General features: G+C 64.8%; 28 protein-coding genes. 14 read left to right on the top strand and 14 right to left on the bottom strand.

What is annotated here, in order from left to right; translation table 11 throughout:
- Nucleotides 1-73: 73 nt before the first annotated feature.
- The gene (locus tag JQ586_RS00875; protein WP_212392583.1) at nucleotides 74-547 is read right to left on the bottom strand and encodes a hypothetical protein; all 474 of its coding nucleotides are present in this window, start codon (nucleotides 545-547) and stop codon (nucleotides 74-76) included.
- Nucleotides 548-664: 117 nt separating this feature from the next.
- On the opposite strand from JQ586_RS00875, the gene JQ586_RS00870 reads away from it, so the two are divergent.
- Nucleotides 665-1,432 carry an SDR family NAD(P)-dependent oxidoreductase gene (locus JQ586_RS00870; RefSeq protein ID WP_212392582.1) on the top strand — a complete coding sequence of 256 codons (768 nt, stop codon included), beginning with the start codon at nucleotides 665-667 and terminating at the stop codon, nucleotides 1,430-1,432.
- Between the two features lie 174 nt (nucleotides 1,433-1,606).
- Entirely contained in the window at nucleotides 1,607-1,915 is a 309-nt protein-coding gene (locus JQ586_RS00865) for a helix-turn-helix domain-containing protein (protein ID WP_212392581.1), read from the top strand.
- Here JQ586_RS00865 and JQ586_RS00860 read toward each other — a convergent pair.
- Nucleotides 1,871-2,839 (bottom strand): hypothetical protein, encoded by a 969-nt coding sequence (locus JQ586_RS00860; RefSeq protein WP_212392580.1) that lies wholly within the window; start codon nucleotides 2,837-2,839, stop codon nucleotides 1,871-1,873. The two genes, JQ586_RS00865 and JQ586_RS00860, sit on opposite strands and share 45 nt — an antisense overlap.
- A gap of 111 nt (nucleotides 2,840-2,950) precedes the next feature.
- On the opposite strand from JQ586_RS00860, the gene JQ586_RS00855 reads away from it, so the two are divergent.
- Nucleotides 2,951-3,487 (top strand): collagen-like protein, encoded by a 537-nt coding sequence (locus JQ586_RS00855; RefSeq protein WP_212392579.1) that lies wholly within the window; start codon nucleotides 2,951-2,953, stop codon nucleotides 3,485-3,487.
- A 47-nt stretch (nucleotides 3,488-3,534) separates the two neighbouring features.
- Here the strand turns inward: JQ586_RS00855 and JQ586_RS00850 are convergent, their stop codons facing one another.
- Complete coding sequence (locus tag JQ586_RS00850) at nucleotides 3,535-3,738, bottom strand: hypothetical protein (RefSeq protein ID WP_212392578.1); 204 nt, start codon at nucleotides 3,736-3,738, stop codon at nucleotides 3,535-3,537.
- 88 nt (nucleotides 3,739-3,826) lie between these two features.
- The gene (locus JQ586_RS00845) at nucleotides 3,827-4,093 is read right to left on the bottom strand and encodes a DUF2277 domain-containing protein (protein WP_212392577.1); all 267 of its coding nucleotides are present in this window, start codon (nucleotides 4,091-4,093) and stop codon (nucleotides 3,827-3,829) included.
- 116 nt (nucleotides 4,094-4,209) lie between these two features.
- Between JQ586_RS00845 and JQ586_RS00840 the strand changes: the two genes are divergently transcribed.
- The gene (locus JQ586_RS00840) at nucleotides 4,210-4,455 is read left to right on the top strand and encodes a DUF2188 domain-containing protein (RefSeq protein WP_212392576.1); all 246 of its coding nucleotides are present in this window, start codon (nucleotides 4,210-4,212) and stop codon (nucleotides 4,453-4,455) included.
- Nucleotides 4,456-4,472: 17 nt separating this feature from the next.
- On the opposite strand, the gene JQ586_RS00835 is transcribed toward JQ586_RS00840, so the two are convergent.
- Complete coding sequence (locus tag JQ586_RS00835; RefSeq protein ID WP_212392575.1) at nucleotides 4,473-5,144, bottom strand: helix-turn-helix transcriptional regulator; 672 nt, start codon at nucleotides 5,142-5,144, stop codon at nucleotides 4,473-4,475.
- A gap of 155 nt (nucleotides 5,145-5,299) precedes the next feature.
- Here JQ586_RS00835 and JQ586_RS00830 point away from each other — a divergent pair, with 155 nt between their 5' ends.
- From JQ586_RS00830 to JQ586_RS00820, 3 genes are all read left to right on the top strand, one after another.
- The gene (locus JQ586_RS00830; RefSeq protein WP_212392574.1) at nucleotides 5,300-5,701 is read left to right on the top strand and encodes a nuclear transport factor 2 family protein; all 402 of its coding nucleotides are present in this window, start codon (nucleotides 5,300-5,302) and stop codon (nucleotides 5,699-5,701) included.
- Nucleotides 5,702-5,808: 107 nt separating this feature from the next.
- Nucleotides 5,809-6,870, top strand: coding sequence for an alpha/beta fold hydrolase (locus JQ586_RS00825; protein WP_212392573.1), 1,062 nt, complete (start codon nucleotides 5,809-5,811; stop codon nucleotides 6,868-6,870).
- A 19-nt stretch (nucleotides 6,871-6,889) separates the two neighbouring features.
- Nucleotides 6,890-7,237 (top strand): MmcQ/YjbR family DNA-binding protein, encoded by a 348-nt coding sequence (locus JQ586_RS00820; protein WP_212392572.1) that lies wholly within the window; start codon nucleotides 6,890-6,892, stop codon nucleotides 7,235-7,237.
- A 170-nt stretch (nucleotides 7,238-7,407) separates the two neighbouring features.
- On the opposite strand, the gene JQ586_RS00815 is transcribed toward JQ586_RS00820, so the two are convergent.
- Nucleotides 7,408-10,467, bottom strand: a complete 3,060-nt coding sequence (locus JQ586_RS00815; RefSeq protein WP_249147174.1) for an IPT/TIG domain-containing protein — start codon at nucleotides 10,465-10,467, stop codon at nucleotides 7,408-7,410.
- A gap of 1,026 nt (nucleotides 10,468-11,493) precedes the next feature.
- Here JQ586_RS00815 and JQ586_RS00810 point away from each other — a divergent pair.
- Nucleotides 11,494-12,099 (top strand): pyridoxamine 5'-phosphate oxidase family protein, encoded by a 606-nt coding sequence (locus JQ586_RS00810; protein WP_212392570.1) that lies wholly within the window; start codon nucleotides 11,494-11,496, stop codon nucleotides 12,097-12,099.
- Nucleotides 12,100-12,230: 131 nt separating this feature from the next.
- Nucleotides 12,231-12,647 (top strand): hypothetical protein, encoded by a 417-nt coding sequence (locus JQ586_RS00805; RefSeq protein WP_212392569.1) that lies wholly within the window; start codon nucleotides 12,231-12,233, stop codon nucleotides 12,645-12,647.
- Nucleotides 12,648-12,741: 94 nt separating this feature from the next.
- On the opposite strand, the gene bfr is transcribed toward JQ586_RS00805, so the two are convergent.
- The 3 genes from bfr to JQ586_RS00790 all read right to left on the bottom strand — a co-directional run bounded on the left by bfr (nucleotide 12,742) and on the right by JQ586_RS00790 (nucleotide 14,109).
- A complete protein-coding gene (gene bfr / locus JQ586_RS00800) occupies nucleotides 12,742-13,227 on the bottom strand; it encodes a bacterioferritin (protein WP_212392568.1) in 486 nt (161 codons plus the stop codon).
- Between the two features lie 132 nt (nucleotides 13,228-13,359).
- Nucleotides 13,360-13,632 carry a bacterioferritin-associated ferredoxin gene (locus JQ586_RS00795; RefSeq protein WP_212392567.1) on the bottom strand — a complete coding sequence of 91 codons (273 nt, stop codon included), beginning with the start codon at nucleotides 13,630-13,632 and terminating at the stop codon, nucleotides 13,360-13,362.
- 177 nt (nucleotides 13,633-13,809) lie between these two features.
- Entirely contained in the window at nucleotides 13,810-14,109 is a 300-nt protein-coding gene (locus JQ586_RS00790; RefSeq protein ID WP_212392566.1) for a hypothetical protein, read from the bottom strand.
- 184 nt (nucleotides 14,110-14,293) lie between these two features.
- Here JQ586_RS00790 and JQ586_RS00785 point away from each other — a divergent pair, with 184 nt between their 5' ends.
- Nucleotides 14,294-14,602 (top strand): hypothetical protein, encoded by a 309-nt coding sequence (locus tag JQ586_RS00785; protein WP_212392565.1) that lies wholly within the window; start codon nucleotides 14,294-14,296, stop codon nucleotides 14,600-14,602.
- 233 nt (nucleotides 14,603-14,835) lie between these two features.
- On the top strand, nucleotides 14,836-15,120 hold the full coding sequence (locus JQ586_RS00780; protein ID WP_212392564.1) for a hypothetical protein: 285 nt from the start codon (nucleotides 14,836-14,838) through the stop codon (nucleotides 15,118-15,120).
- A 109-nt stretch (nucleotides 15,121-15,229) separates the two neighbouring features.
- Here JQ586_RS00780 and JQ586_RS00775 read toward each other — a convergent pair whose 3' ends face one another.
- The 4 genes from JQ586_RS00775 to ettA form a co-directional block, all read right to left on the bottom strand.
- Nucleotides 15,230-15,574, bottom strand: coding sequence for a DUF3088 domain-containing protein (locus JQ586_RS00775; RefSeq protein WP_212392563.1), 345 nt, complete (start codon nucleotides 15,572-15,574; stop codon nucleotides 15,230-15,232).
- A gap of 24 nt (nucleotides 15,575-15,598) precedes the next feature.
- On the bottom strand, nucleotides 15,599-16,780 hold the full coding sequence (locus tag JQ586_RS00770; RefSeq protein WP_212392985.1) for a lytic murein transglycosylase: 1,182 nt from the start codon (nucleotides 16,778-16,780) through the stop codon (nucleotides 15,599-15,601).
- 168 nt (nucleotides 16,781-16,948) lie between these two features.
- The gene (locus JQ586_RS00765) at nucleotides 16,949-17,533 is read right to left on the bottom strand and encodes a TIGR00645 family protein (RefSeq protein ID WP_212392562.1); all 585 of its coding nucleotides are present in this window, start codon (nucleotides 17,531-17,533) and stop codon (nucleotides 16,949-16,951) included.
- A 161-nt stretch (nucleotides 17,534-17,694) separates the two neighbouring features.
- Nucleotides 17,695-19,344 carry an energy-dependent translational throttle protein EttA gene (gene ettA / locus JQ586_RS00760; RefSeq protein ID WP_212392561.1) on the bottom strand — a complete coding sequence of 550 codons (1,650 nt, stop codon included), beginning with the start codon at nucleotides 19,342-19,344 and terminating at the stop codon, nucleotides 17,695-17,697.
- A gap of 273 nt (nucleotides 19,345-19,617) precedes the next feature.
- On the opposite strand from ettA, the gene JQ586_RS00755 reads away from it, so the two are divergent.
- Both JQ586_RS00755 and JQ586_RS00750 read left to right on the top strand, forming a co-directional pair.
- On the top strand, nucleotides 19,618-19,863 hold the full coding sequence (locus tag JQ586_RS00755; RefSeq protein ID WP_212392560.1) for a hypothetical protein: 246 nt from the start codon (nucleotides 19,618-19,620) through the stop codon (nucleotides 19,861-19,863).
- Nucleotides 19,864-19,977: 114 nt separating this feature from the next.
- A complete protein-coding gene (locus JQ586_RS00750; RefSeq protein WP_212392559.1) occupies nucleotides 19,978-20,940 on the top strand; it encodes a D-2-hydroxyacid dehydrogenase family protein in 963 nt (320 codons plus the stop codon).
- Nucleotides 20,941-21,010: 70 nt separating this feature from the next.
- On the opposite strand, the gene JQ586_RS00745 is transcribed toward JQ586_RS00750, so the two are convergent.
- Nucleotides 21,011-22,204 (bottom strand): L,D-transpeptidase, encoded by a 1,194-nt coding sequence (locus JQ586_RS00745; protein WP_212392558.1) that lies wholly within the window; start codon nucleotides 22,202-22,204, stop codon nucleotides 21,011-21,013.
- Between the two features lie 325 nt (nucleotides 22,205-22,529).
- Between JQ586_RS00745 and JQ586_RS00740 the strand changes: the two genes are divergently transcribed.
- On the top strand, nucleotides 22,530-23,378 hold the full coding sequence (locus JQ586_RS00740) for a hypothetical protein (RefSeq protein WP_212392557.1): 849 nt from the start codon (nucleotides 22,530-22,532) through the stop codon (nucleotides 23,376-23,378).
- The last annotated feature ends 6 nt before the right edge of the window (nucleotides 23,379-23,384 follow it).

Below are 23,384 nucleotides of genomic sequence, written 5' to 3'. Positions count from 1 at the left end.
GCGTTTGCGCGGAGATCATGCTCAAACAAAGAGCTAAAGCGCGATGACGATTTCAGCCTTATCTCATCGCGCTTTAGTGGTGCCTGATCAGCGCGTCGCGTGCGGCGGCGAGTTCGAGAAACGCCTGCCCGTTGCCGCCGCCGTCGGGATGCACCGTCTTGGCGGCGCGCTTGAAGGCCTGATGGATCTCGGTCGCGGCAAGCCGGCGGCCGAGCGGCAGGCCGAGCAGCTGGCGATACTGCTCCTCCTGCGTCAGCGGCTTCGGCGTCAGCCCGCGGCGCCCGAAGCGCGGCACCGAAAGCGTATGCAGCGCATCGATGATGATGCCGAGCCGGCGCTGCGCCATCTCCTTCGTGCGACGATCGGCGGATTTCTGCGTCGCCTGGCGCAGGATCGGCAGCACCTGCGCGGCCGCCTGCCGCAGCGTCTCGTCGATGTCGGTCACGGCGATCTCGGCGACCAGCTGTGCCATTTCGCGAAAGTCGGGGTCGCTTGCGGCGCGAGCGCGCTCGATCGCGAGTTTCCATTGTCTGATTGTCGGGTCCATGTTCGGGTCCGCTGTCATCCGAATCTGGATGACAGCAACGCGCAAACCCCGCTTGGCGTTTCGCTTCGCACAGTTTTGAATAGTGTTGTCGACAACAAGAACCGGACGAGGAACGCCATGCCCCTTCTCGACAATCACATCGCCGTCATCACCGGCGCAGGCTCCGGTATCGGACGCGCGATCGCGGCCGGCTATGGCCGTGAGGGCGCGCGCGTCGTGCTGCTCGACATGAACGGCGAGGCCGCAGCCGTGGCGGCGAAGGAGATCCGCGACGCCGGCGGCAAGGCCGAGAGCTTCGCGCTCGACGTCACCGACCGCGCCGCCTGCATCGCGATGGCGAAGCAAGTCGCGGACAAGGTCGGAGCCGTCTCGATCCTGGTCAACAATGCCGGCATCGCCCGCCGCAACGGCATGCTCGGCGCTGACGAGGCCGTGATCAAGGATTGGGAGGACATCATCTCGATCAACCTCACCGGCGTGTTCAACGTGACGCATGCCTTCCTGCCGCCGCTGCGCAAGAGCAAGGGACGCATCGTCAATATCGGCTCGATCCAGTCCTTCGTGCATCTTCGCACGCCGAGTTCGCCGGCCTACACCGCCTCCAAGCATGGCGTGCTCGGCTTCACCAAGGCGCTCGCCGCCGAGCTCGGCAAGGATGGCGTGCGGGTCAATGCGATCGGTCCGGGCTTCATCGAGACGCCGCTGAACGAGAAGGTGCGCGCCGCCAATCCCGATCTCGTGAAGGTGTTCATGGACCACACGCCGCTCGGCCGTCCGGGCAAGCCGGAGGACATCGTGGGGCCCGCGATCTTCCTCGCCTCGGATCTTTCGGCCTATGTCTCGGGATCGATCGTGATGGTCGACGGCGGCTACCGGACGATTTGAGCCGCGGAACCCAATCATGGCGATTTCGGGGTATTTTCGTTGATGCACAGGTGGTTAGAGCATCGTTAAGGATTTGTTAACCAAACCGGCCGACCGTGGAAATACGGGCTTGGGGTAGTTGGGTACTCGATGTTTCCGTCTCATCGACGAGACGGGCGTTGATCGGGAGGTGTCATGTCATACGCGTTCACCCTGCCGTCGCCGGAAGCTGCGCTGCCGTCGCTGGCCCCTCATGAAATCGTTCCACTGTTGATCGGTGCGACCGTCGGCGAGGTCGAGCGCGAGCTCGTGCTGCAGACGCTGGCGCGCTGCGACGGCAATCGCACCCGCGCGGCGCGCGTGCTCGGTCTGTCGGTGCGCACGCTGCGCAACAAGATCCGCGAATACTCGGCCGACGGCATCGAGGTGCCCTGTTGCGAGCACGCGGCGGATGGTCGTTCAGATCGGCAGATCGATCGCAAGACGGCGCCAGCGCGACAATAGGTCATCAGTGCCGGGATAGCGTGCGAGGCGGATCCGCATCATCGCGCTTTCGCGCAGCGTCCGCGCCACCAGCGTAGCCGCGTAGTGCCAGTAGCCGCGGCGTCCGACCGGATCGAGAGCGACGAGCGACTTCGCGAGGATCTCGAGATGGATCGTCTCGACCGCGCGTCGCCACAGCTCGCCGGCGTCGAGCACAGCCGCGCCGGTTCGCGGCTGCCACATCAGCCAGTAGTCCTCCTCCCCGTCCGCCCAGCGCGACGACGGCAACGACGGATCGAGGCAGGGCGAGCGGCATGACAATGGCTGCAGCGTGGTCGCGTCGCAGAGAAAGCGATAGCCGAGCTTGTGGTACCAGCCGACGCGGAGGAATTTCCGGATCTCCGTCGCCTCATCCGCGCCGATCCGCTGCTCGGGAGCACGCTCACGTTGGCCGATGATCCCGCGCAGCATGACGAGATCGAAGCGCTCGACCTCGAGCACTACGCCGATGTTGCGCGGAAACAGTTCGTCGAGCATGTCGACCATCCCGCGATAGAATGCGAGCGCGAGACCGCCGTCTCGCCGGGCTTTCGCAACGCCGACATGGTTGCAGAAGATCAAACGGCTCGCGTGGTCATGGGTGAAGAAGCCTAGCCCGACCGCGCGTTCGCCGGCGCGCAGGATGAAGCAGCGCGAGTCGAGCTGGTACGACATCTCGCGGCCGTCGATGGTGACGTGCTGCGGCTCGCCGACGTCGTCGGACAGTACCCAGCGCACGAGATCGTCGGGATCATCGCGCTCGTTCGGAGGAAACAGCTCGGCGTAGAGCTCGAGCACGCCGGTGCCGCGAAAGGCCGCTTCGTCGGAGATGTCGTCGCGCGTCACGACGATCTCGAGCGGAGCCTCGATGCCCTTCAGGACCCGCAACGCACTCTCCTTCGCCATTGATCGATCGAATTATGACTGTTGATCGCTTGCATCAGCGCGGACCGGCAGAATTGAAGCCGTCATCGAACCTCTGTTACAAGCGGCTTCACATCTCGACGGAGCATATCAGTGGCTGACGACACAACTTCCCGCCAGGGGCAACGGGGACAGCAGGGACCGCAGGGCCGTCAGGGCGAGCCGGGACGTCCCGGTCCGCAGGGCCACCCCGGACGGCCGGGGCCGGAAGGGGCGCGCGGCAAGCCGGGGCCGCAGGGCAAGCCGGGACCGGTCGGCAAGGTCGGCTCGCAGGGCAAGCCGGGCGTGCAGGGCAAGGCCGGCGCACAAGGCGCACGCGGAGACGTCGGTCCGCAAGGTCCCCAGGGACCGGCTGGCCCGCGCGGAGAGCCCGGGCCCGCAGGACAATTGCCGTCGATCGACCAGGTGATGCCGTGGCTGCACATGATCTTCGACGCCTGGGAAGACTACAAGCGCACCAGGGAGCGCGAGGCCGCCGAGCAGGCCGAGCGTGATGCCGTCGAGCGTGCGGCGGCCGAAGCGATCGCCTACGAGGGTGACGCCGTCGATTTTGACGGAGACGACGACGAGGACGACGATCACAGGAAAAAGAAGAAGCACCGTCACAAGGACAAGAAGGACAAGAAATAGCGCCTGCCGTCCTTGGCGCCGCGAACAGAGCTCGACCGCCGGCGATCTCAGGGATCGCGCGGCGGGCCGGACCTGATCAGCTGACACATCCAGCGCATCGCGTAATACCAGGCAACGCCCGCGAACGCCCCGCAGATCGACAGGATGATGACGTTGGCGCGGTCGATCGTGCCGCTCGACCACAGCATGCCGCCGGTCCACAGCGCGGCGAATGCGATCGAACACAAGATAAGCGGGACGGCAGGCTTCATGGCGGCGCTCCAGGGGCCGGGGTGAACGGCGATCCTGCCTGATGCCGTGCTCCAGTTCCGTGAGCCAGGTCACGGACGGCCGCCCGCCTCAGCCGAACCGCAGCCGCGAGCGCTCCCGCGCCTTCTCCGCCTCGACCTCGCGATCGCGCGCCGGCGCCGTGGTCTGCAGCGAGATCAGGAGTTTTCGCGCAGCCTCCGAGACCTCGGCAACGGCTAGGTTGAACGCCGCCTCGTTGGAGTGCGACGGCTTGTTGAATCCGGACAATTTCCGCACGAATTGCAGCGCCGAGGCGAGGATCTCGTCTTCAGTGGCGGGCGGCTCGAAATTGAACAGCGTCTTGATGTTGCGGCACATGTTGGTCTCCCTGGCCCGGCGACGGGGCTATTCCCCTGAAAGACGATCGGCTGCTGCAAAATACGACATCGTGGTCTATTCTGGCAGGCTGATCGTCCACGGCAGCGAGGTTCCCGATGAGCCACGTGACCTACAAGGTCGTCCAGCACGATGGCGGCTGGGCCTATACCGTCAACGGGGTATTTTCGGAGCCGTTTCCGACCCATGCCGTGGCGCTTGCCGCCGCGCGACGCGCCGCCACCGAGCAACGCGTGCCCGGGCGCACCGAGGCGATCCAGTACGAGACGTCGGACGGCAAATGGCGGACCGAGACCGCCGCCGGCGATGATCGCCCGGAGACCGAGGTCGAGGACGGCCGCTAGCCGCACGCTGGTGATCGTCAGAACGGAACCTGCACGCCGAGCCGGTCGAAGAACGCCCGCCCCTTGTCTGTCACGCGCAGCGCGCGTGGAATGCGATGCGGCGCCACGCAGCGCGACGCGAGCAGCCGCGCCAGCACGGCGTTCGCGAAGGGGCCTGCAAGATGCGGCACGCGCTCGGTCCAGTCGTTGCAGAGACGCAGGTGCGGCTGCCGCGCGGGGTCGAAATCGATCTGCTCGGCCCAGCACCATGCCAACCCCTGCTCGGTCACGCGACCGGTGCGGCCATCGACGACGACAAGCCGGCGGCGGATCAGCGCATTCGACAACAGCACGCCGAGCTGGCCCGCGAGGTGATGATAGCAGCTGCGCGATTGCCTGAGCTGCTCTGCCGGCATCACACGCTTGCGCGCGGCACTCGTCCTGGCCGCGAGGTCGACCAGGCTCTCGATCAGCGCGGCGACGTCATCGTCCCTGATCCGGTAGTACCTGAACCTGCCCTGCGGCCAGACCGACAGCACACGCGCGTCCACGAGCTTTTGCAGATGCGCACTCGCGCCTTGCGGTGAAACTCCGGCAACGGCGGCCAGCTCGCCGGCAGGCAACGCCTTGCCGTCGGCCAGCGCGCTGACCATCGCCTCGCGCGCTGGATCGCCGAGCGCCTCGGCGATCCGCGCGAACCCCGTCTGCATTGATTGGGATGATCCCACCGCACGCGCTCCAATTCGACCGGGAACGTCGTACCCGCAATCGAGCCGGTACGGAACTCATTTCAGATTTTCCTGAAACAACGCACCGCTCCCCTGGCTGAGATAGGCGCAGGTTAAATCAAGACAAGGAACCCGCCATGACGGCCACCAGGAACGATGCGGAACGGATCTACAGGCTCTGGGATGAAGCCCTCGGCAGCAAGGATCTCGAGGCCGCGCTGGCGCTCTATGCGCCCGATGCCTCGATCGAGAGCCCGCTGGTCCAGCACCTGATGCAGACGAAACATGGGGTCGTCAGCGGCACGGACAATCTGCGCGAATTCATCACGCGCGTGTTCCGCACCAATCCGCCGCAGCGCAAGCGATTCAAGCAGGGCTTCTTCAGCGACGGGCGGGTCATCACCTGGGAGTATCCGAGGCAGTCGCCGGACGGCGACCAGATGGACCTGGTCGAGGTCATGGAGATCGCGAACGGCCTGATCCAGCGCCACCGCGTCTACTGGGGATGGTACGCGCTCAACGTGCTGAGGGGCAGCTAGCGGATCACCGCCTCCCGCCTCGCGCAGCCTCTCGGACGATCCGGCCCGTCATGATAGGCTGCGTCGAGGCGGCCGGACAAACGCGGCGCGCCCGGGGGAGAACCACCATGATCCGTTTGTGCGCGGCGCTCGCAATCGCTCTCGTCTCGATCCCGCTCAAGGCCATGGCTGCAGACTATCCCGCGCCGCAGGACGGCGAGTGGATCGCGCGGGACTTCAAGTTCCACACCGGCGAGGTCATGCCGGAATTGCGCCTGCACTACACCACGGTCGGCGCTGCGACCGGGCAGCCGGTGCTGGTACTGCACGGCTCCGGCGGCTCGGCCGCCAGCATGCTGACGCCGGGCTTCGCCGGCGAATTGTTCGGCCCCGGCCAGCCGCTCGACGCCACGAAATACTACATCATCATCCCCGACGGGATCGGTCACGGCCAATCCGCAAAGCCGTCGGATGTGATGCGGTCGAGCTTTCCGAGGTACGACTACGATGACATGGTCGATGCACAGTACCGGCTGGTCACCGAAGGCCTCGGCATCAAGCACCTGCGGCTCGTGATCGGCAACTCGATGGGCGGCATGCACACCTGGATCTGGGGCATCCGCTATCCGCAAATGATGGATGCGCTGGTGCCGATGGCCTCGCAGCCGACCGCGATGGCGGCGCGCAACTGGATCCTGCGCCGGACCATGCTGGAGACCATCCGCAACGATCCGGACTACAACAACGGCAACTACACGAGCCAGCCGCGGATGATGAAATATGCCATCGCGGCCTATCGCTTCGCCAGCGCCGGCGGCACGCTCGGCTACCAGACGCTGGCGCCATCAGCAGCACAGGCGGACAAGATGGTCGACGAGCAACTGGCGCTGCCGGTCACCGCCGACGCCAACGACTACATCTATCAGTGGGATGCGTCGCACGATTACGATCCATCCGCCGGATTGGAGAAGATCGAAGCTGTGCTGCTTGCGATCAATGCCGCCGATGATGAGCGCAACCCGCCGGAGACCGGCGTCACCGAGGCCGCCGTGAAGCGGATCAAGAATGGCAGGATCTATCTGATACCGGCCAGCACCGAAACGCGCGGCCATCTCACCACCGGCAATGCCAAATTCTACGCGAAGCAATTGCAGGAGTTGCTGCAGACGGCGCCGCAGCGATCGATGTGAGGCTGTGCGGAGCAGAGCCATGTCGCAAAGCCGCTTCCGGAAGATTGCGCTGAGCCTGCCCGACACGGTGGAAGGCGCACATCAGGGCCACGCCGACTTCCGCGTCGGCACGCGGATCTTCGCGACCCTCGGCTACCCCGACGACGGCTGGGGCATGGTGAAGCTGACGCCGGAGCAGCAGGCGATCGTGGTCGCTGCCGAGCCCGAGATCTTCCGGCCGGTGCCGGGCGGCTGGGGCAAAAGCGGCAGCACCAATGTCCGTCTCGCCAAGGCCGATGCCACCACGCTGCGAAGCGCGCTCACGATGGCCCGGGACAACCTCGCGGCAAGGCCGGCCAAAAGGGCTCGCGCCGCCGGGCGATCCTGATTTCACAGCGTATCAAGCTCCGCACGGTTCGCTTGTTTGAGCATCCGTCCCGCACGCGGTTCTTACCTGACGGATTCGCCCGCGCCAGGCGTCGCGCGCGTCACGCATCAGGCGGATGAACGCAATGCGACGGCTCGCGCATATCGCGGTGCATGCGTGGCTCTCGACCCTCACTGCGCGCTGAAGGGCAGCTGGCCCTTCGCCTTGACGGTCCAGGTCTGGAAATCGGAGCCGATGCCGCCGAATTCGGCACCGACGCCGACCATCGCTCCACTTTCGAGTTTGGCGTTGAGGCCGGCCGTCGCCCGTGCCGACCAGCCCTGGAGCAGCGGTGTCGAGGCCAGCGGCACGCCGCCCCCAAGCACGATCGCGGCGGCATTGTCCTGGTTGAAATAGTAGTCGCCGTAGATGCCGGCATAGGGCGCCAGTTCGATGCTGTCGGTCCAGGCGAACGGATAGGCCACCTTGAGGCCTCCAGAGACACGGCCGGTCGAGAAATCATGATTGCCTTGCGCCGTTCCGAGCGAGTCGACGTAGGCGCCTTCATGCTCCCAGAGCGCGTAGACCTTGGCGGACGGCTCGAAGATCAAGCCCCAGGCCTTGTAGGTGCCGGTCAGGCCGGTCGAGACCATCCAGCGCTCGCCGCTGAAATTGCCCTGCGCGGTGCCAGCGACGCCGTTGTAGCCGATGCCGGAATAGGTCACGGCCGCGTCGTAGCGCAGCGACGGCGTGATCTTCCAGCCCATATAGGAGCCGATGGTCCAGCCGTCGCCGGTCAGTTTGCCGTTGACGTCCTGCTCGGTGTAGTTGAAGTTCTCATAGCCGCCGATCACGCCGACGAGGAAGTTCGGCCGCATCCGGTACGTCAATCCAGCCAGCGCATTGACCTGAAGGCCGAAGAGTGGCGCAGCACTCGTCGTCAGGCCGGCCGCCGTCTGCGCCGAGGTCAGACGATTGAGCCCGGCGCCGCGGACATCGACCCAGAACAGCCAATCCTTCGGCTCCTGATACTTCTTTGGCGGCGCCTTGCGCGGCATCTCCTGATCGATCGCCGCGAAGGCGTCATTGACCCGCTTCGAGGGGTTGCCGACGGTGCGTCCACCGCTGTTGCTGTCGGAGGCGGTGCCGGGACCGTAGGCATTGTCGATGCCGATGCCGAGGATGCTGCCGCCCCGGCCCGTGCCGGCCGACGTGGATGGTGCATCGCCGTGGTCAGCATTCTCTGCGTAAGGATCCGCGGCGAAATTGAAGCGGACGCCGGTTTGACCCGGGGTCGCGAAGATCCAGTTGTCTGCGAAGCCTTCGTCGATCGCCTGGTCGATCGCGCTCGAGATCGCCTGTCCCGAGTTCTGCGCCACGATCTTGGTGACGCTGACCTGCAATTGATGCAGCTTGACGCTGTCGGAGGGGATGTTGACGGTCTGGTTGAGCGCAGGCGACGTGCTTGCCGCGAAAATAGCGCTGCCGCCGTAGCTCGCCGTGATCGCGTGCGTTCCGACCGCGAGCGTCGTGATGGTGAAGGAGGCGATGCCTGCAGACAATGTGGCGGTGCCGATGGCTGCGCCGGCATCCTTGAAGGTCACGGTGCCGGCGGGTGTTCCGCCAGAGCCGGTGACGGTCGCGTTGAAGGTGATGGGCCGACCGAAGCTGGAGGGATTGACTGACGATGCCAGCGCCACGCTGGTGGCGATCGCCTTATACGTGAAGCGGTCGCTTGCCGAAACCGCACTGGTGCCGTTCGCCGCGGTCACGACAATATCGACAGCGCCGGCGCCGGCCGGTGAGACCGCCGTGATCGAGGTCGCCGAGTTGACCGTGAAACTCGTGGCATTGGTGGCACCGAACTTGACCGCGCTGACACCAGCGAAATTGGCGCCGGTGATGGTAACCGACGTTCCGCCCGTGGTCGGTCCTGACGCGGGCGAGATCGACGCGACCGCCGGCAGTCCGGCGTAACTGAACTGGTCGGCGGCCGCGGCCGGACTGGTGCTGACCGCGGTGGTCACCGTGACATCGACGGTGCCGGTGCCGGCCGGCGAAGTCGCCGTGATCGAGGTCGCCGAATTGACCGTGAAGCTGGTTGCAGCCGTTGCGCCGAATTTCACCGCCGTCGCGCCGGTGAAATTTGTGCCGGCAATCGTCACCGACGTGCCGCCCGCAACTGGACCTCCTGCCGGCGAGATCGATGTGATGCTCGGTGCAGTCGTATAGGTGAATTTATCTGCGGCCGACACAGCGGACCTGCCGCCTGCGGTCGTCACCGCGATGTCGACGGTCCCGGTGCCGGCCGGTGAGATCGCCGTGATCGAGGTCGCCGAATTGACCGTGAAGCTGGTTGCAGCCGTTGCGCCGAACTTCACCGCGGTCGCGCCAGTGAGGTTGGCTCCGGTGATGGTCACCGACGTTCCACCCGACACCGGCCCAGACGTGGACGAGATCGAATTCACGATTGGCGCGTCCGCATAGGTGAACTGATCCGCCGCGGAGGTGACTGACGAGCCACTCGAGGTGAACACAAGAACGTCGACCGTTCCCGTTCCCCTTCCCTTCGGCGCGACGGCCGTAATCGAAGTCGCCGAGTTGACCGTGTAGGCATCGGCACGTTCAGAGCCGAACATCACAAATGTCGAATCGGCCAAATCGGTGCCTGATATCGTCACGGTCGTGCCGCCCGCGAGCGGCCCCGACGCCGGCGAGATCGAGGCCACTGTGGGCGGAGGGGACGCCACGCTCACGTCCGCTGTAGCCGTCGTTCCCGTGGTCGCGGGCGATGACGACGAGACCGCGCCGGTCGTGTACTCGGTCCGGTATCTAAAGGACGTGTCCGTCTTGTCCGATATCGTCGCGGTGATGGTGCAGGTCGCGCTGGTCCCTGCAGCGAGCGTGCCGCCGGAGTAGCTGATCTGGCGGGTTCCGGGATCGTAGGTGGCCGTGCCGTTGACGCCGCTGGTGTAGGTCGCGTTGAGGCCCGACGCGGACAGGTCGGCCGGGAGCGCAGACGGCGCGACCGCAACGCCGGCGAGGCTCGTCGAGGCATTCGTGTTGGTGATCGTCAGTGTCAGCGTCGATGTCTGCGAGATTGTGATAACTGTCGGACTGAAGGTGGCGACAATGGAAGGCGCGGTTGGCCCTGGCGGGGCGGCGACTGGGAGGTTAGTAAAGTCTATCCAGAATGGCGCGTTCGGTGGGGAAGGTTTGTTCGGATCTGTTACGTTCGATATGAAATACAAGAAAAACCCGCCGCTGGACTGGTTGCCCAGTTTCGTCAACGTGAAGGTGTATCTATCGATAAACCCGGTATTGCGGTCGCGCGTGCTCGACCTGACGACGAATTGGGCCCCCCCGTTGATCGTTAATGTCACGGGGCCGTTAGATTCGTGAAGCGCGTCAAGCCCGAAGAACGGGTCAGACCCTGGGACACTGTACATGCCGGCCCTTATGTTGGCTGGACACTGGGAAACGTCAAACGTAACGACGGAGTTCAGCCCCGCGCCAGAGAAATTGATGGTGGTCTCATTCCTCGGCGTATTGGGAGGACCGGTCACAGTCACGCAGGACTGAGCACGAGCAGTTGTCGCCGTGACAACCATCAACAGGCTGACCGCGACGACCATCGACAAGGCATGCCAGGCGCGGCGCAACCACTGCCCCGTCGCGATCAGCCGGCAGAAAGCAACGCACTGCGATCGGAATGGCTGCCGACCACAGCCATGCGCGATGCCATGCGCCTTGCGCATGGTCGAAAAAACCGGCATTTCCCCCCCTTTCCGGAACATGCTCAAACGCCCGATGTTTCGAGGTTGAATCGCCCGGAGACTTCGCGATCATTTTTCCGCATGCCGGTCGGCGCGCAAAATCGTATCTCGTGATATCTCCCGATCAGCGGCGCTTGTGACTCTGCGAATTCAAAAGCGAATCCCGCCGCGACCGCCGTGATACTGGAAGCCTGCGTGCGGGGCGTCTTGGCTCGCTCGATCGACGATCTCGCGCGGACGTCCGCGGCCACGACAATCCGGTCAGCGAGGCCGTCATGTGGCACGTGCATCATCGCGGCAGCACCATCATCAGGTGCTTCGTTCGGCGGATGCAGCCTAGATGACATCGAGATGACGGCTGCAGCGCAGGATGCTAGAGCTATTTTCGTTCCGACGGGAACGGAGCCCTGGATTTTCGTTTTGACGCGTTCTTCACGCGAACCGATACTGGCTTCGCTCGAAAGCGCTCAGGCTCACCTGCAACGTGACCGGAGACACGCCGTGACCGATCCTGCTTCCGCCGACCTGACCACGATCTACCCGCAGCCGACCGCCCGCGTCATCGCCAAGGCGCGGCCGGATATCGATGTCCACGCGCGGAAGTTCATCGAAATGTCGCCGTTCTGCGTGCTGGCGACCTCGGGCTCCGACGGCAGCGTCGACGCATCGCCGCGCGGCGGCATGCCGGGCTTCGTGACCGTGGCCGGCCCGAACCAGCTCCTGATGCCGGACCGCGCCGGCAACAACCGCATCGACAGTTTCCGCAACATCGTCGAAGGCACAGGGCGGCTGCAGCTGATCTTCTTCGTGCCCGGCATCGACGAGACATTGCGGGTCGGCGGCAAGGGGCGGGTGTCGGCCGATCCCGATCTGCTGGCGTCGATGATAGAGTTCGGCAAGCCGCCGCGCGCGGCGCTGCGCATCGATGTCACGGAGGCCTATTTCCACTGCGGCAAGGCGCTGATGCGCTCGAAGCTGTGGTCGGCGGATACGCGCGTCGAGCGCAAGGTGTTCCCGAGCATCAGCCAGGTCATCCACGACCAGACGACGCTGGGTGAGCCGGAGAGCCAGGAGGTCGTCTACGAACGCTACAAGACGCAGCTCTAAGGCATGCAGCGATACCGTAGCACCTTGTTAACCATGTTTCTTAACCAATAATTAAGTATGTGTTTGCGGGCGCCACGGGGCACGGCTTAGCGTCCGCACAAGGCTCCGTAGTCAAAGAGTTGGTGCGTGCCATGGCGTATAGAATGAGCGGGGCGCTCGTCGCCTCAGTCAGCGTTGCAGCGCTGATGCTTGCTTCCTCGACCGAGACCTTTGCGCGATCAGGAGCGGCGCCGCGCGGCGCGTTCGCCGGGCCGCATCCCGCTTTCCCCGCTTTCCGCCATCACGGCCGCGTGCCTGGCACTTTCTGGCCTGGCGATGGCGGTTATTACTATGGTCCGACCGGCGAGCCCGTCGCCGAAGGCGCGCCGCCGCTCTCGAACGACGTCCGCTATACCTACACCTATGACGTTCCCTGGGACTGGGCGCATCGCTATCCACCGGCAGTGGCGCCCTCGGACCATCCCTATGTGTCGAGCTGCCCCACCGAGACCGTCACGGTGCCCGGACGCGGCGGAGACCAGACGGTCAACATCACGCGCTGCTACTGACCGGACTGCGTCGAAGCGACATCGCGCGACAACGAAAAGAGGCCGTCCGCAAGGACGGCCTCTCGTGATTCCGGAGACAGCTTCAGGTCAGAGCTCAGTCTTCGCCCTGCAAATGGCCGACGTGCTTCTGGGTGTAGAGCTCAAGCCCGATGCGCTTGATCAGGTCGAGCTGGGTCTCGAGGAAGTCGATGTGATGCTCCTCGTCCTTCATCAGCTGCTCGAACAGGTCGCGGCTGACATAGTCCTTGACGCCGTGGCAATAGGTCGCCGCTTCCTGGTACAGCGTGCGCGCGCCGATCTCGGCCGCGAGATCCGCCTCGAGGATCTCCTTGACGTCCTGGCCGATCCTCAGCGGATCGAGCACCTGCAGGTTCGGAAAGCCGTCGAGAAACAGGATGCGGTCCACGAACTTGTCGGCGTGCTCCATCTCTTCGATGGATTCCTTGCGCCAGACCTTGGCCATCTCGAGGAGGCCCCAATTGTTCAGCATCCGGTAGTGCAGCCAGTACTGATTGATGGCGGTCAGTTCGCTGCGCAGCCCCTTGTTGAGATAGTCGATGACCTTCGGGTCGCCTTGCATGATCCACTCCACCTAATCACGGCCAAATCGGCCAGAATATAGTTTAGAACGCTTCTAAGTCAGATTACCTCATAGGGCAACCCTCCGCGGAAGCGTGGCGTGGATAAAGGAAAGTCCGGCGAGCTGGACTGTTCAGCAGGCCGCGAGCGCGAATTCAGCGGGCTCGGCGTGGTCTTCGTTGGCGGCCTGGGGATGGCTGTGCGGGCAGCCGGCGCAGCAGGCCTTGGCGCAGGGGCCGAGCGCCTCGTCGATGATCGCCTTGATCGTACGCGCACAGCGGCCACACTCGGCACTGCAGCCGAGGCAGCCGTAAACCTGCTTGGCATTGCGTGTCACGGGCCCACCGGCACTCACGGCAGTGCGGACATCGTGGTCGCTCAGGACGTTACAGGAACAGACAATCATCAGAGAAAGGCGGGTCCATCGGTGATGCTGCAAATGATCTATTGAACGGCTCGATCGGTTGCAAAAGGAAAAAGCGCTTTTTGAAGCAATTCCAAACTGATGCAGGATTCACATTGGAACGGGTCTAAATTCGCGTGTGCCATTTCCCGATATGCGCGGCTTTCGTATTGACCGGCATCAATCGCCGCTTCCGCCACCGCCGCCACCACCGCCACAGTCTCCGCCGGCACCGCCGAAGTCGCTGCTGACACCATCGCTGCTGCAGTTCCCGGAATGACCGGCGTCGGAACCGCCGCCACCCAACCAGGCGAAACCCCAGACCGTATCGCTGGAATCACCGGCGAAGCCGCTTGTGTCGTCCGCGGAGCCGCTGCTCCGCCCCGCGAGGCGGCGCTCCTTCGCCGTCATGAGGGCATAGATCACGAGCGCGGTGCCGGCGACCGCGACCAGGAAGCCCACCATTGCGCTGATCGTCATGCCCTGGATCTCCCGCCGCACCCACGCGTTCGTGGTTTGTGCACAGCAAAAAAACATCCATCTTTCGCCATCATTGGTCACCAAATGAGGTCGGTCCGTTCATTGATCGTTCAAGCGAAATATGGAACGTTTCATTGGACAGATTGATTTGCTCGCTGTCGCAGCACCCGGGAAAGGTGAGGTCATGAAGAAGACATTGCTGGCGCTTTGCGCCGCCGCCACGTTGGCGGTTTCGGCTGTGGCGGTGCCCGCCCCCGCCCATGCACAACGCGGTGTCGCCGCAGGCGTGGCTGCCGGATTGATCGGCGGCGCAATCGTCGGCGGCGCGATCGCATCGCAGAACGGCTACTATTACGGCCCCGGCTATTACGCGCCGCCGCCGGCCTATGTCGCCGGCCCTGGCTACTATCCGGCCCCCGGCTGCTACTGGCAGCGCCAGCGCTTCTGGGACGGCTACGGCTGGCGCGTTCGCAGCGTCAGGGTCTGCGGCTAATCACCGTACACTTCGAGTAATTCGAACAAGATGTCCCGGAAAACGGACGGTTTTCCGGGACATCTACGTGTGGTGGCCCGAAAAAACCGCTTTTTTCGTCACCATGATACGGACGTTTACTTTCAATTGACTGTTTTGCGCTGTTTAGCCAGACAGCAGTTCGAAACCAGCGTGCCAGTCACCCAAACCCGGCGCCGAACCACGGCGCCATCCTCTCCAGGAGTGCCAGAGACATGAAGAAGACTTTAGCCGCCCTTGTCGCCGTCACCACGATCGCCGGTTCGCTGGTCGTTGCTCCGGCCGCCAAGGCCGGAGACGGCGGCGCGGTCGCAGCCGGTGTTGCCGGTGGCCTGATCGGCGGTGCCCTGCTCGGCGGCGCGATCGCCGCCAGCCGTCCGGCGCCGGTCTACGTTGCGCCCGCCCCGACCTATGTCGAAGAAGCCCCCTGCCGCTGGGTTCGCGAGCGGTTCTGGGACGGCTACGCCTGGCGCTTCCGCCGCATCCAGGTCTGCGACTGATCCATCGACGCAGCGTCTCGATCCGCTGTCGGAACCCGGCCCTCTCGGCCGGGTTTTCTTTGGTCGGGTTTTTCTTTGGTCGGGTTTTCTTCGGTCGGGTTTTCTTCGGTCAAGGGTGCGCTTCGGGAATGCCGTGCCTGAGGCGAAGCACCCGCAGGATCGCGTCCTTGCCCTCGACGAACCTGTTGCCATTGGCCCGCCCGGTCTCGAGCCCGGCGGCGGCATCATCGGCAAGCACGAGCACCGGCAGCGACTGGTTCTCGACGCCGATGAGATCGACAACCTCCCGCCTCGGCTGCGGCCATGCGATCCGCTCGACCGCGATCGCGTCTCCGAGCTCCGGGAATGATGCAAGCACACCTTCCAGCAAGGCGCAGTGCCAACAATAGAAGCGCTGGCCGGGAAACGCGGGATCTTCGAAACCCGGCCTGAGAAGAAACAGCCTGTCCCGCATCTCGGTTCCCCCTGTCGCGGCTCGCTAACGCGCCGCGCTCATCGAGCGCAGCACCGTCTCGCTCGGCCAGCAATCGACCTTCAACCCGGCCTGCTTCTGATAGGCGCCGAGCGCGGCGCGGGTCTGCATTCCGGCCTTGCCGTCGAGCTTGTCCTTGTAGAGGCCGATCTGCGTCAGATGCCGCTGCATCGCCTCGACGTCTGCGGAACGCAGCTGCGTCGACGCGGACCATGGGGTTGCGAATGGCAGCGGACTGGTCATGCGGTCGGCAAGGTGACCGACGAACAGGACGTAGAGATCGGAAAAATTATACTCCTTGATCACGAAGTAATTCGGCGTGGCCAGGAAGGCGGGTCCATAGATGCCCTCGGGCTGCAACAACGAGGCCTGCTGCGCCTGCTCGGCGGCGCTTAGCCTCTCGCCGCGCACCGGCACGAACCCGGCGTGCAACCATTCGCCGATCGGCCTGGTCACCTCGGGCACGCCCATCGTGCAATCGACATTGGCAGGCGCCTTCACCTCGTAGGCCCAGCGCACCCCCGGCTGCCAGCCCTTGTTGACGAGCTGCTGCGCGGCGGAGGCAAGCGCGTCAGGCACCGAGTGCCAGATATCGACACGGCCGTCGCCGTCGAGGTCGACGCCGTGCTTGTAGTATTCCGACGGCAGGAACTGGGTGTAGCCGGTGGCGCCCGCCCAGGACGAGGTCATCTCCCTGCGCTTCACCACGCCCTCGCCGAGGATCTTCAGCGCGAGGATGAACTCGGTGCGATACTGCTCCTTGCGGCGGCCGACATAGGCCTGGGTCGCCACCACGCGCAGCGTGTCGTAGGGCAGCGCGTAGCGGCCGTAGTCGGTCTCGCGGCCCCATATCGCCAGCACGATCGGGGCCGGTACGCCAAAGCGCTTCTCGATCGCATCGAGCGCCGGACGATATTTCTGCAGGAGCTTCTGCCCCTCCGTCGCGAGCCGCGCGATCGAGGCTTCCTTGATGTAGTCGGCCGGCACCTGCACGAATTCGGCCTGCGCCGGCGCGCCGGTTTTCGGCCGCCCGGGGAGGATCAGGTCGGGCAGCTTGTAATCAGGCTCGAGCCCGCTCGTCTCGCGGTCAAACGTCTGGCGCGAAACGCCGGCGGCCTGTGCCTCCGGCCACAGCGAGGCGATGAACCGGGCGAACGCGGCGTCGCCCGCGCGCGCGGGCGGGACGATGGCCAAGAATGCAAGCAGGAGCCCGAAGGCAAGCGCGCGGAGGAAAGTCAAATCGGGCAGCCCGTTCACGCAGCGATCCAATGGGCGCCATTTGACTGATGCCCGTCCATTCGTGCCGTGAGCCTTATCACGACACCGGATTGCTGTGAACCGCGGAGCCGGAAGCGCTCAATGCGCGGCCTGCTGCCTGGTTCCCTCGATCGAATCGTTCGAGAGCTTGTCGACGATGGCAATGCCGATCGCCGACAGGATGAAGACACAATGGATGATGGTCTGCCACATCACGCCGGTTTCGGTGAAGTTGCTCCTGCCCGACATCAGCGCGCCCGCTTCGATGAAGGTGCGCAGCAGATGGATCGAGGAGATGCCGATGATCGCCATCGCGAGCTTGATCTTCAGCACGCTGGCGTTGACATGGCTCAGCCATTCCGGCTCGTCGGGATGTCCCTGCAGATTGAGCCGCGACACGAAGGTCTCGTAGCCGCCGACGATCACCATCACCAGCAGGTTCGAGATCATCACGACGTCGATCAGGCCGAGCACCGCCAGCATGATCTGCTGTTCGCTGAAATCGAACGAATGGGCGAACAGGTGCCACAGCTCCTTCAGGAACAGCAGGACATAGATGCCCTGGGCGATGATGAGGCCGACATAGAGCGGCACTTGCAGCCAGCGCGATCCGAAGATCAGCATGGGAACGGGACGCAGCGACCGGCGCTTCGCGCGGGCGGGCGCAGCCGACATGACGGACATGTTGGAATGCTCGCGGGATTCGATTTGCGGAGCGCTCTATCTACGCAATCCCGCGCGCGTGCAAAGTGACAACTGGCCGCAGATTGCGCCGCGATGCGGTCACGATCCTGCAAATGAAGCGGCGGTCGATCGCGGCACCCGGTTTCGACCGCGCGACGCAATCACCGCGTCAGCTTCTTGTACTTCACGCGGTGCGGAATGATGCTGTCTTGACCGAGCCGGCGCATCTTGTCCTTCTCATAGTCCTGGAAGTTGCCTTCGAACCATTCGACATGGCTGTCGCCTTCGAAGGCCAGGATATGGGTCGCGATGCGGTCGAGGAACCAGCGATCGTGGCTGATGATGACGGCGCAGCCGGCGAAATCCTCCAGCGCCTCTTCCAGCGCACGCAGCGTGTCGACGTCGAGGTCGTTGGTCGGTTCGTCGAGCAGCAGCACGTTGGCGCCCGACTTCAGCATCTTGGCGAGATGCACGCGGTTGCGCTCACCGCCGGACAGCGCCCCGACCTTCTTCTGCTGGTCGGCGCCCTTGAAGTTGAAGGCCGAGCAGTAGCCGCGCGAATTGACTTCCTTCTTGCCGAGCAGGATCAGCTCGTTGCCGCCGGAGATCTCCTCCCACACGGTCTTGTTGCCCTCGAGCGCGTCGCGCGACTGGTCGACATAGCCGAGATGCACGGTCTCGCCGACCGTGATGGTGCCCTTGTCCGGCTGCTCCTGCCTGGTGATCATCTTGAACAGCGTGGTCTTGCCGGCGCCGTTCGCGCCGATCACGCCGACGATGCCGCCGGGCGGCAGCTTGAAGGTGAGGTCGTCGATCAGGAGGCGGTCTGCAAAGCCCTTGCTGAGGCCCTCGAAGTCGACGACGTTGGCGCCAAGCCGCTCGGCGACCGGAATGATGATCTGCGCGGTCTGGGTCTGCTTCTCGCTCGCCTTCTTGAGCAGTTCCTCGTAGCGCTGGTAGCGCGCCTTCGACTTGGCCTGCCGGGCCTTCGGCGAGGATGCGACCCACTCCTGCTCGCGGGCCAGCGTCTTCTGGTGGGCGGCGTCCTCGCGGCCCTCCTGCTCGAGCCGCTTCTGCTTCTGCACCAGCCACGACGAGTAGTTGCCCTCGTAGGGAATGCCCCGGCCGCGGTCGAGCTCGAGGATCCAGCCCGTGACGTTGTCGAGGAAGTAGCGATCGTGGGTGACGATCAGGATCGCGCCCGGATACTGCCGCAGATGACCTTCCAGCCATGACACCGACTCGGCGTCGAGATGGTTGGTCGGCTCGTCGAGCAGCAGGAGCTCGGGCTGGTCGAGCAGCAGGCGGCACAGCGCGACGCGGCGACGTTCGCCGCCGGAGAGCTTCGTCACATCGGCGTCGTCGGGCGGGCAGCGCAGCGCGTCCATCGCCTGATCGACCTTGCTGTCGAGATCCCAGAGGCCCTGGGCCTCGATCTCGTCCTGCAGCTTGGTCATCTCATCCGCCGTCTCGTCCGAATAATTGACGGCAAGCTCGTTGTAGCGGTCCAGGATCGCCTTCTGCTTGGCGACGCCCTGCATCACGTTTTCGCGCACGGTAAGCGTGGCATCGAGCTGCGGTTCCTGCTCGAGATAGCCGACGCGGGCCCCCTCGGCGACCCAGGCCTCGCCGGTATATTCCTTGTCCAGGCCCGCCATGATCTTGAGCAGCGTCGACTTGCCCGAGCCGTTGACGCCGAGCACGCCGATCTTGGCGTCCGGGTAGAAGCTCAAATGGATGTTATCGAGCACCTTGCGGGTCGGGTAGCTCTTGGTCAGACCCTGCATGAAATAGACGAACTGGCGAGCCATCCGCGGTCCCTGGAATTGATCCGATGTAAGGAAATTTTGCTGCCGCCGATGTAGCGGCCGGCCCTCGAAAGCGCAACCGCGGGGCCCGGCGTTTTCCGTCCGTTCACCACGTTTCGTCGGTCCACCACGGGCGATTACGGGTTCGACACCATGTGTGCGCCGAATCACGACAATTGAAACCATCTTTTAATAAATCAGGCCAAAACTCGTTCTCAACGCCGAAAAACGGCAATTTTCGCGGCAAAACCGCGACCAAACAGTTGAGGCCGCGTCATGGCTAGCATCACTTCACCATCTCTCCCGCGCTCGAAAAGCGAGACGACGCTGTTCGCCGATCTCCGTGCCTCCTGGCACGCTTTCGTGACCAAGGCATTCAGCCCCTACCGGCCGGAACTGCACTACATGCGCGGCCCGGGCCCGGCCTGGCGCGCCAAGCACAAGGCATTGTCGCCGGCAGTGAACACGATGCTCGCCGAGATCCGCAGCGCGAAGGCGCGCAAGGCGTCTCCGTCGGCATAACAGCCGGTCCTTTTTGCAGCCGCGACCGCTTGCGCGCCCGCCCTTTGCGCGCGACCATGACGGGCTCTCCGGCGACGTTTGCCGCCGTTATCCTTGCCCCGAATGGACCTCCCGATGACGCGGCTCAGCTGTGCAATCCTCGACGATTATTTTGACCTCGCCCTCTCGGTGGCCGACTGGCCCAGGATCAAGGACCACGTCGACGTCACGGTGTTCGACAAGCCGTTCGCCAGCGAAGCCGAAGCCGCCGCCAAACTGAAGGGTTTCGAGATCATCTGCGCGATGCGCGAGCGCACGCCGTTTCCGCGCGCGTTATTCGATGCGCTGCCCCGGCTGAAGCTCCTGGTCACCTCGGGGATGCGCAACGCCGCGATCGACATGGAGGCGGCCAGGGATCGCAAGGTCGTGCTGTGCGGCACGCAATATGGCCGCGATCCCACAGCCGCGCTCACCATGGGCCTGATCCTGGAACTCACGCGCGGCATCGGCCGCGAGAACGCGCGGATGCATGCCGGCGAGCCCTGGCAGACCTTTGCCGGCACCGAGATCGAGGGCAAGACGCTCGGCATCGTCGGGCTCGGCAAGCTCGGCAGCAAGGTGGCCGGCATGGCCAAGGCGTTCGGCATGAACGTGATCGCCTGGAGCCCGAACCTGACATCGGAGAAATGCAAGGAGGCGGGCGTCGGCTATGCCGGCAAGGAGGAGTTGTTCGCAACCGCCGACATCGTCACCATCCATGTCGTGCTCAGCCCGCGCTCGCGCGGCCTGGTCGGTGCCGCCGATCTCGCGCGGATGAAGCCGACGGCTTACCTGGTCAACAGTTCGCGCGGGCCGCTCGTCGACGAGGACGCACTGGTCGAAGCGTTGAAGCAGAAGAGGATCGCCGGCGCCGGCATCGACGTGTTCGCGGTCGAGCCGCTGCCATCAGACCATCCGTTCCGCAAGCTCGACAATGTCGTGATCACGCCGCATCTCGGCTACGCGACACGCGAAGGCCTGCAGGCCCATTACGGCCAGATGGTCGAGTGCATCGATGCCTTCACCAAGGACGCCGAGCCGCCGCGGCGTCTGGCCTGAGATCGCGCCGGATCGACCAACAAAAAAGGCGCGCTGTCGGCGCGCCTTTTTCAAGAGAGCTACAGCTGGCTTATCGGACAGTAACCGGCGCGGGCAGCGGCTGCACCGAAGTCGGCTGCGTGCCCGGCAGCGGCACGACCGGGGCCGGTGCAGCTGATGCCATCGGGCTTTCGGGCGCAGCAGAAGCCGTTGCGGTGCCGGCTGACGGGTTGCCCGGCCAGACCACAACGCGGGTCCCAACCTTGACGCGGTCGAACAGGTCCGAGACGTCTTCGTTCAGCATGCCGATGCAGCCGGACGAGACGAACTTGCCGATGGTCGACGGCTGGTTGGTGCCGTGGATGCGGTACACGGTCGAGCCGAGATACATCGCGCGCGCGCCGAGCGGGTTGCCGGGTCCACCGGCCATGAAGCGCGGCAGGTAAGGCTGGCGCTCGATCATCTCCGGCGGCGGATGCCAATCCGGCCATTCGGCCTTGCGGGTGATCTTCTGCACGCCCGTCCAGGTGAAGCCATCGCGGCCGACGCGGACGCCGTAGCGGATCGCCCGTCCGTTGCCGAGGACGTAATAGAGGTAGGTGTTCGGCGTATCGACGATGATGGTGCCCGCGGGCTCCTTGGTCACGAACGAAACTTCCTGGCGGCGCAGGTTTGGCGCCAACTCGGCTGGGCCGGCTTCGGGCTGCTCATCCGGCGGCAGCGCCGCGATCTGAACCGGTCTGCCGTTGGCGTCGACGGGAGCCGACTGCGGAGGCACCGTTCCGGTGACGCCCGCGGCGGCGACGCCTTCGGGCGGACGCATGGCACCACGATCATCGCCGCCCGGATTGGCGGGGTAGACGACGTTTGCCGCCGGAACACCGTTGTCGGGATAGGCCGGCGGCGGAGCGCCCTGCGGACGGTTGGCATAGATCACCGGCGGCGGCCCCATCGGCCGGCCGTAGCGGGGATCATCGGGCGACATCACCGGGCCCGGAGGCGCACGGTCGGAGTAGACCGGCGGAGCATTCATCGGGCGGCCGTAACGCGGATCATCCGGTGACATCACCGGGCCGGGAGGCGGCAGAGCGGCTGCACCCTGTTGCGGCGCATCGTCATCGTCGAGTGAATCGAAATTCGGCAGGTTGCCCGGCGAATAGGGCTGGGGCGCGGCCGAATAGACCGGGGCCTGCGGAGCCGGGTAACCCTGCGCATGCGCAAGCGAGGTTGCCGCCACGCCGAGCGCCGCGGCAGCACAAATCGTCAGAATGCGATTGATCATCATCGTATTTGTATAGTCCCCAAGCCACACCGGACCGTTAACGGCCAGATGACGGAAGATCGCGGCGCATTCAAGACAATTCCGCGAAATTCAGCCCAATTCGGGCACTTTGTGATTGGCCGTGACGTTTGCGGCAAAGATGTCTCACGACTTGGCAAAGATTGTCCACGTGCCCAAAGTCATGAGTCGCGCGCATTTTGTAACAAACACGCTTCCGACCTTGCGATATTCTCGAATCAGCCTGATTCGCGTCTGCGACAACGGCATTCGTGTGGTCACCGCGTTCCCTTCCATCAGAACCTCCCGGTAGAAGAGGGAACCCGCGCCCATGCTTCCCGGCCTTCGTTTCCTGTTCGTGGCGATCGTGCTGGCGACCTCGCTCCTGGTGTTCGGGCTGGGTGCGGCGGCATTGTTCCGCGCCGCTCATGAGGAATTTGCCAGCATTCCGGCGCGCCGGGCTCCGCCAGAGCCGCAATTCGCGCAACAGCAACAGCCGGAAGCTCCGCCTGTTCTCGCCATGCTGCGCGTCGATCCGCCGCCAGCCGACGACGTGACAGCCGAGAGCCCGGCGCCGGTCGCCATTGCAACGCCCGAACCTGCGGCAGCCGCTGAGATCTCCCCGCCCGCCGAGCCCGACAAGATCGCCGCCGTGAAGACTGATGATCCGCCCTCCCCGGCAGCGGATAAGCCGGACACGCAGGCTGCTGAGACAGCCCCGCCGGCGCAGCCGGTCGAGGCTGCCGCTCCGACATCGCCCGTGGACGCAGAGGCGGATGCGGCCCCGGTTCAGCAACCTTCGCCGCCCTCCACCGACGTCGCGCCGGTCCCGGCTGAACCCAAGCTTGCCGTCGTGGCCGAGGCTCCGGCGGTGGCCAGCGAGCCCGTGCCGGTTGCTCCGGCGCCCGCAGTCGAGCCTGAACCCGCGGCCTCGCCATCACCCGAGGCGATCGCAGCCGAGAGCAGGATCGCCACGCTCGGCGGCCCCGAAGTCACCATTGCGCAGCCGGCGGCGACACCGAAGGTCAAGAAGAGGAAGAAGCGGGATCACAGTACGAGCAACAAGCCGGCGCATCGCAAGGAACGGCGGCGGATCGCCCGCGCGCACGTGTCGCAGCCGGCGGTTGCGCAACAGATCGATCCATTCGGCCAGCCGGTCCCGACCGCGCAGCGGCAATGACCCTCG

This window comes from Bradyrhizobium jicamae, from assembly GCF_018130215.1.
Taxonomy (GTDB): domain Bacteria; phylum Pseudomonadota; class Alphaproteobacteria; order Rhizobiales; family Xanthobacteraceae; genus Bradyrhizobium; species Bradyrhizobium jicamae_A.
This window is presented reverse-complemented; position numbering and strand designations above follow the sequence as displayed.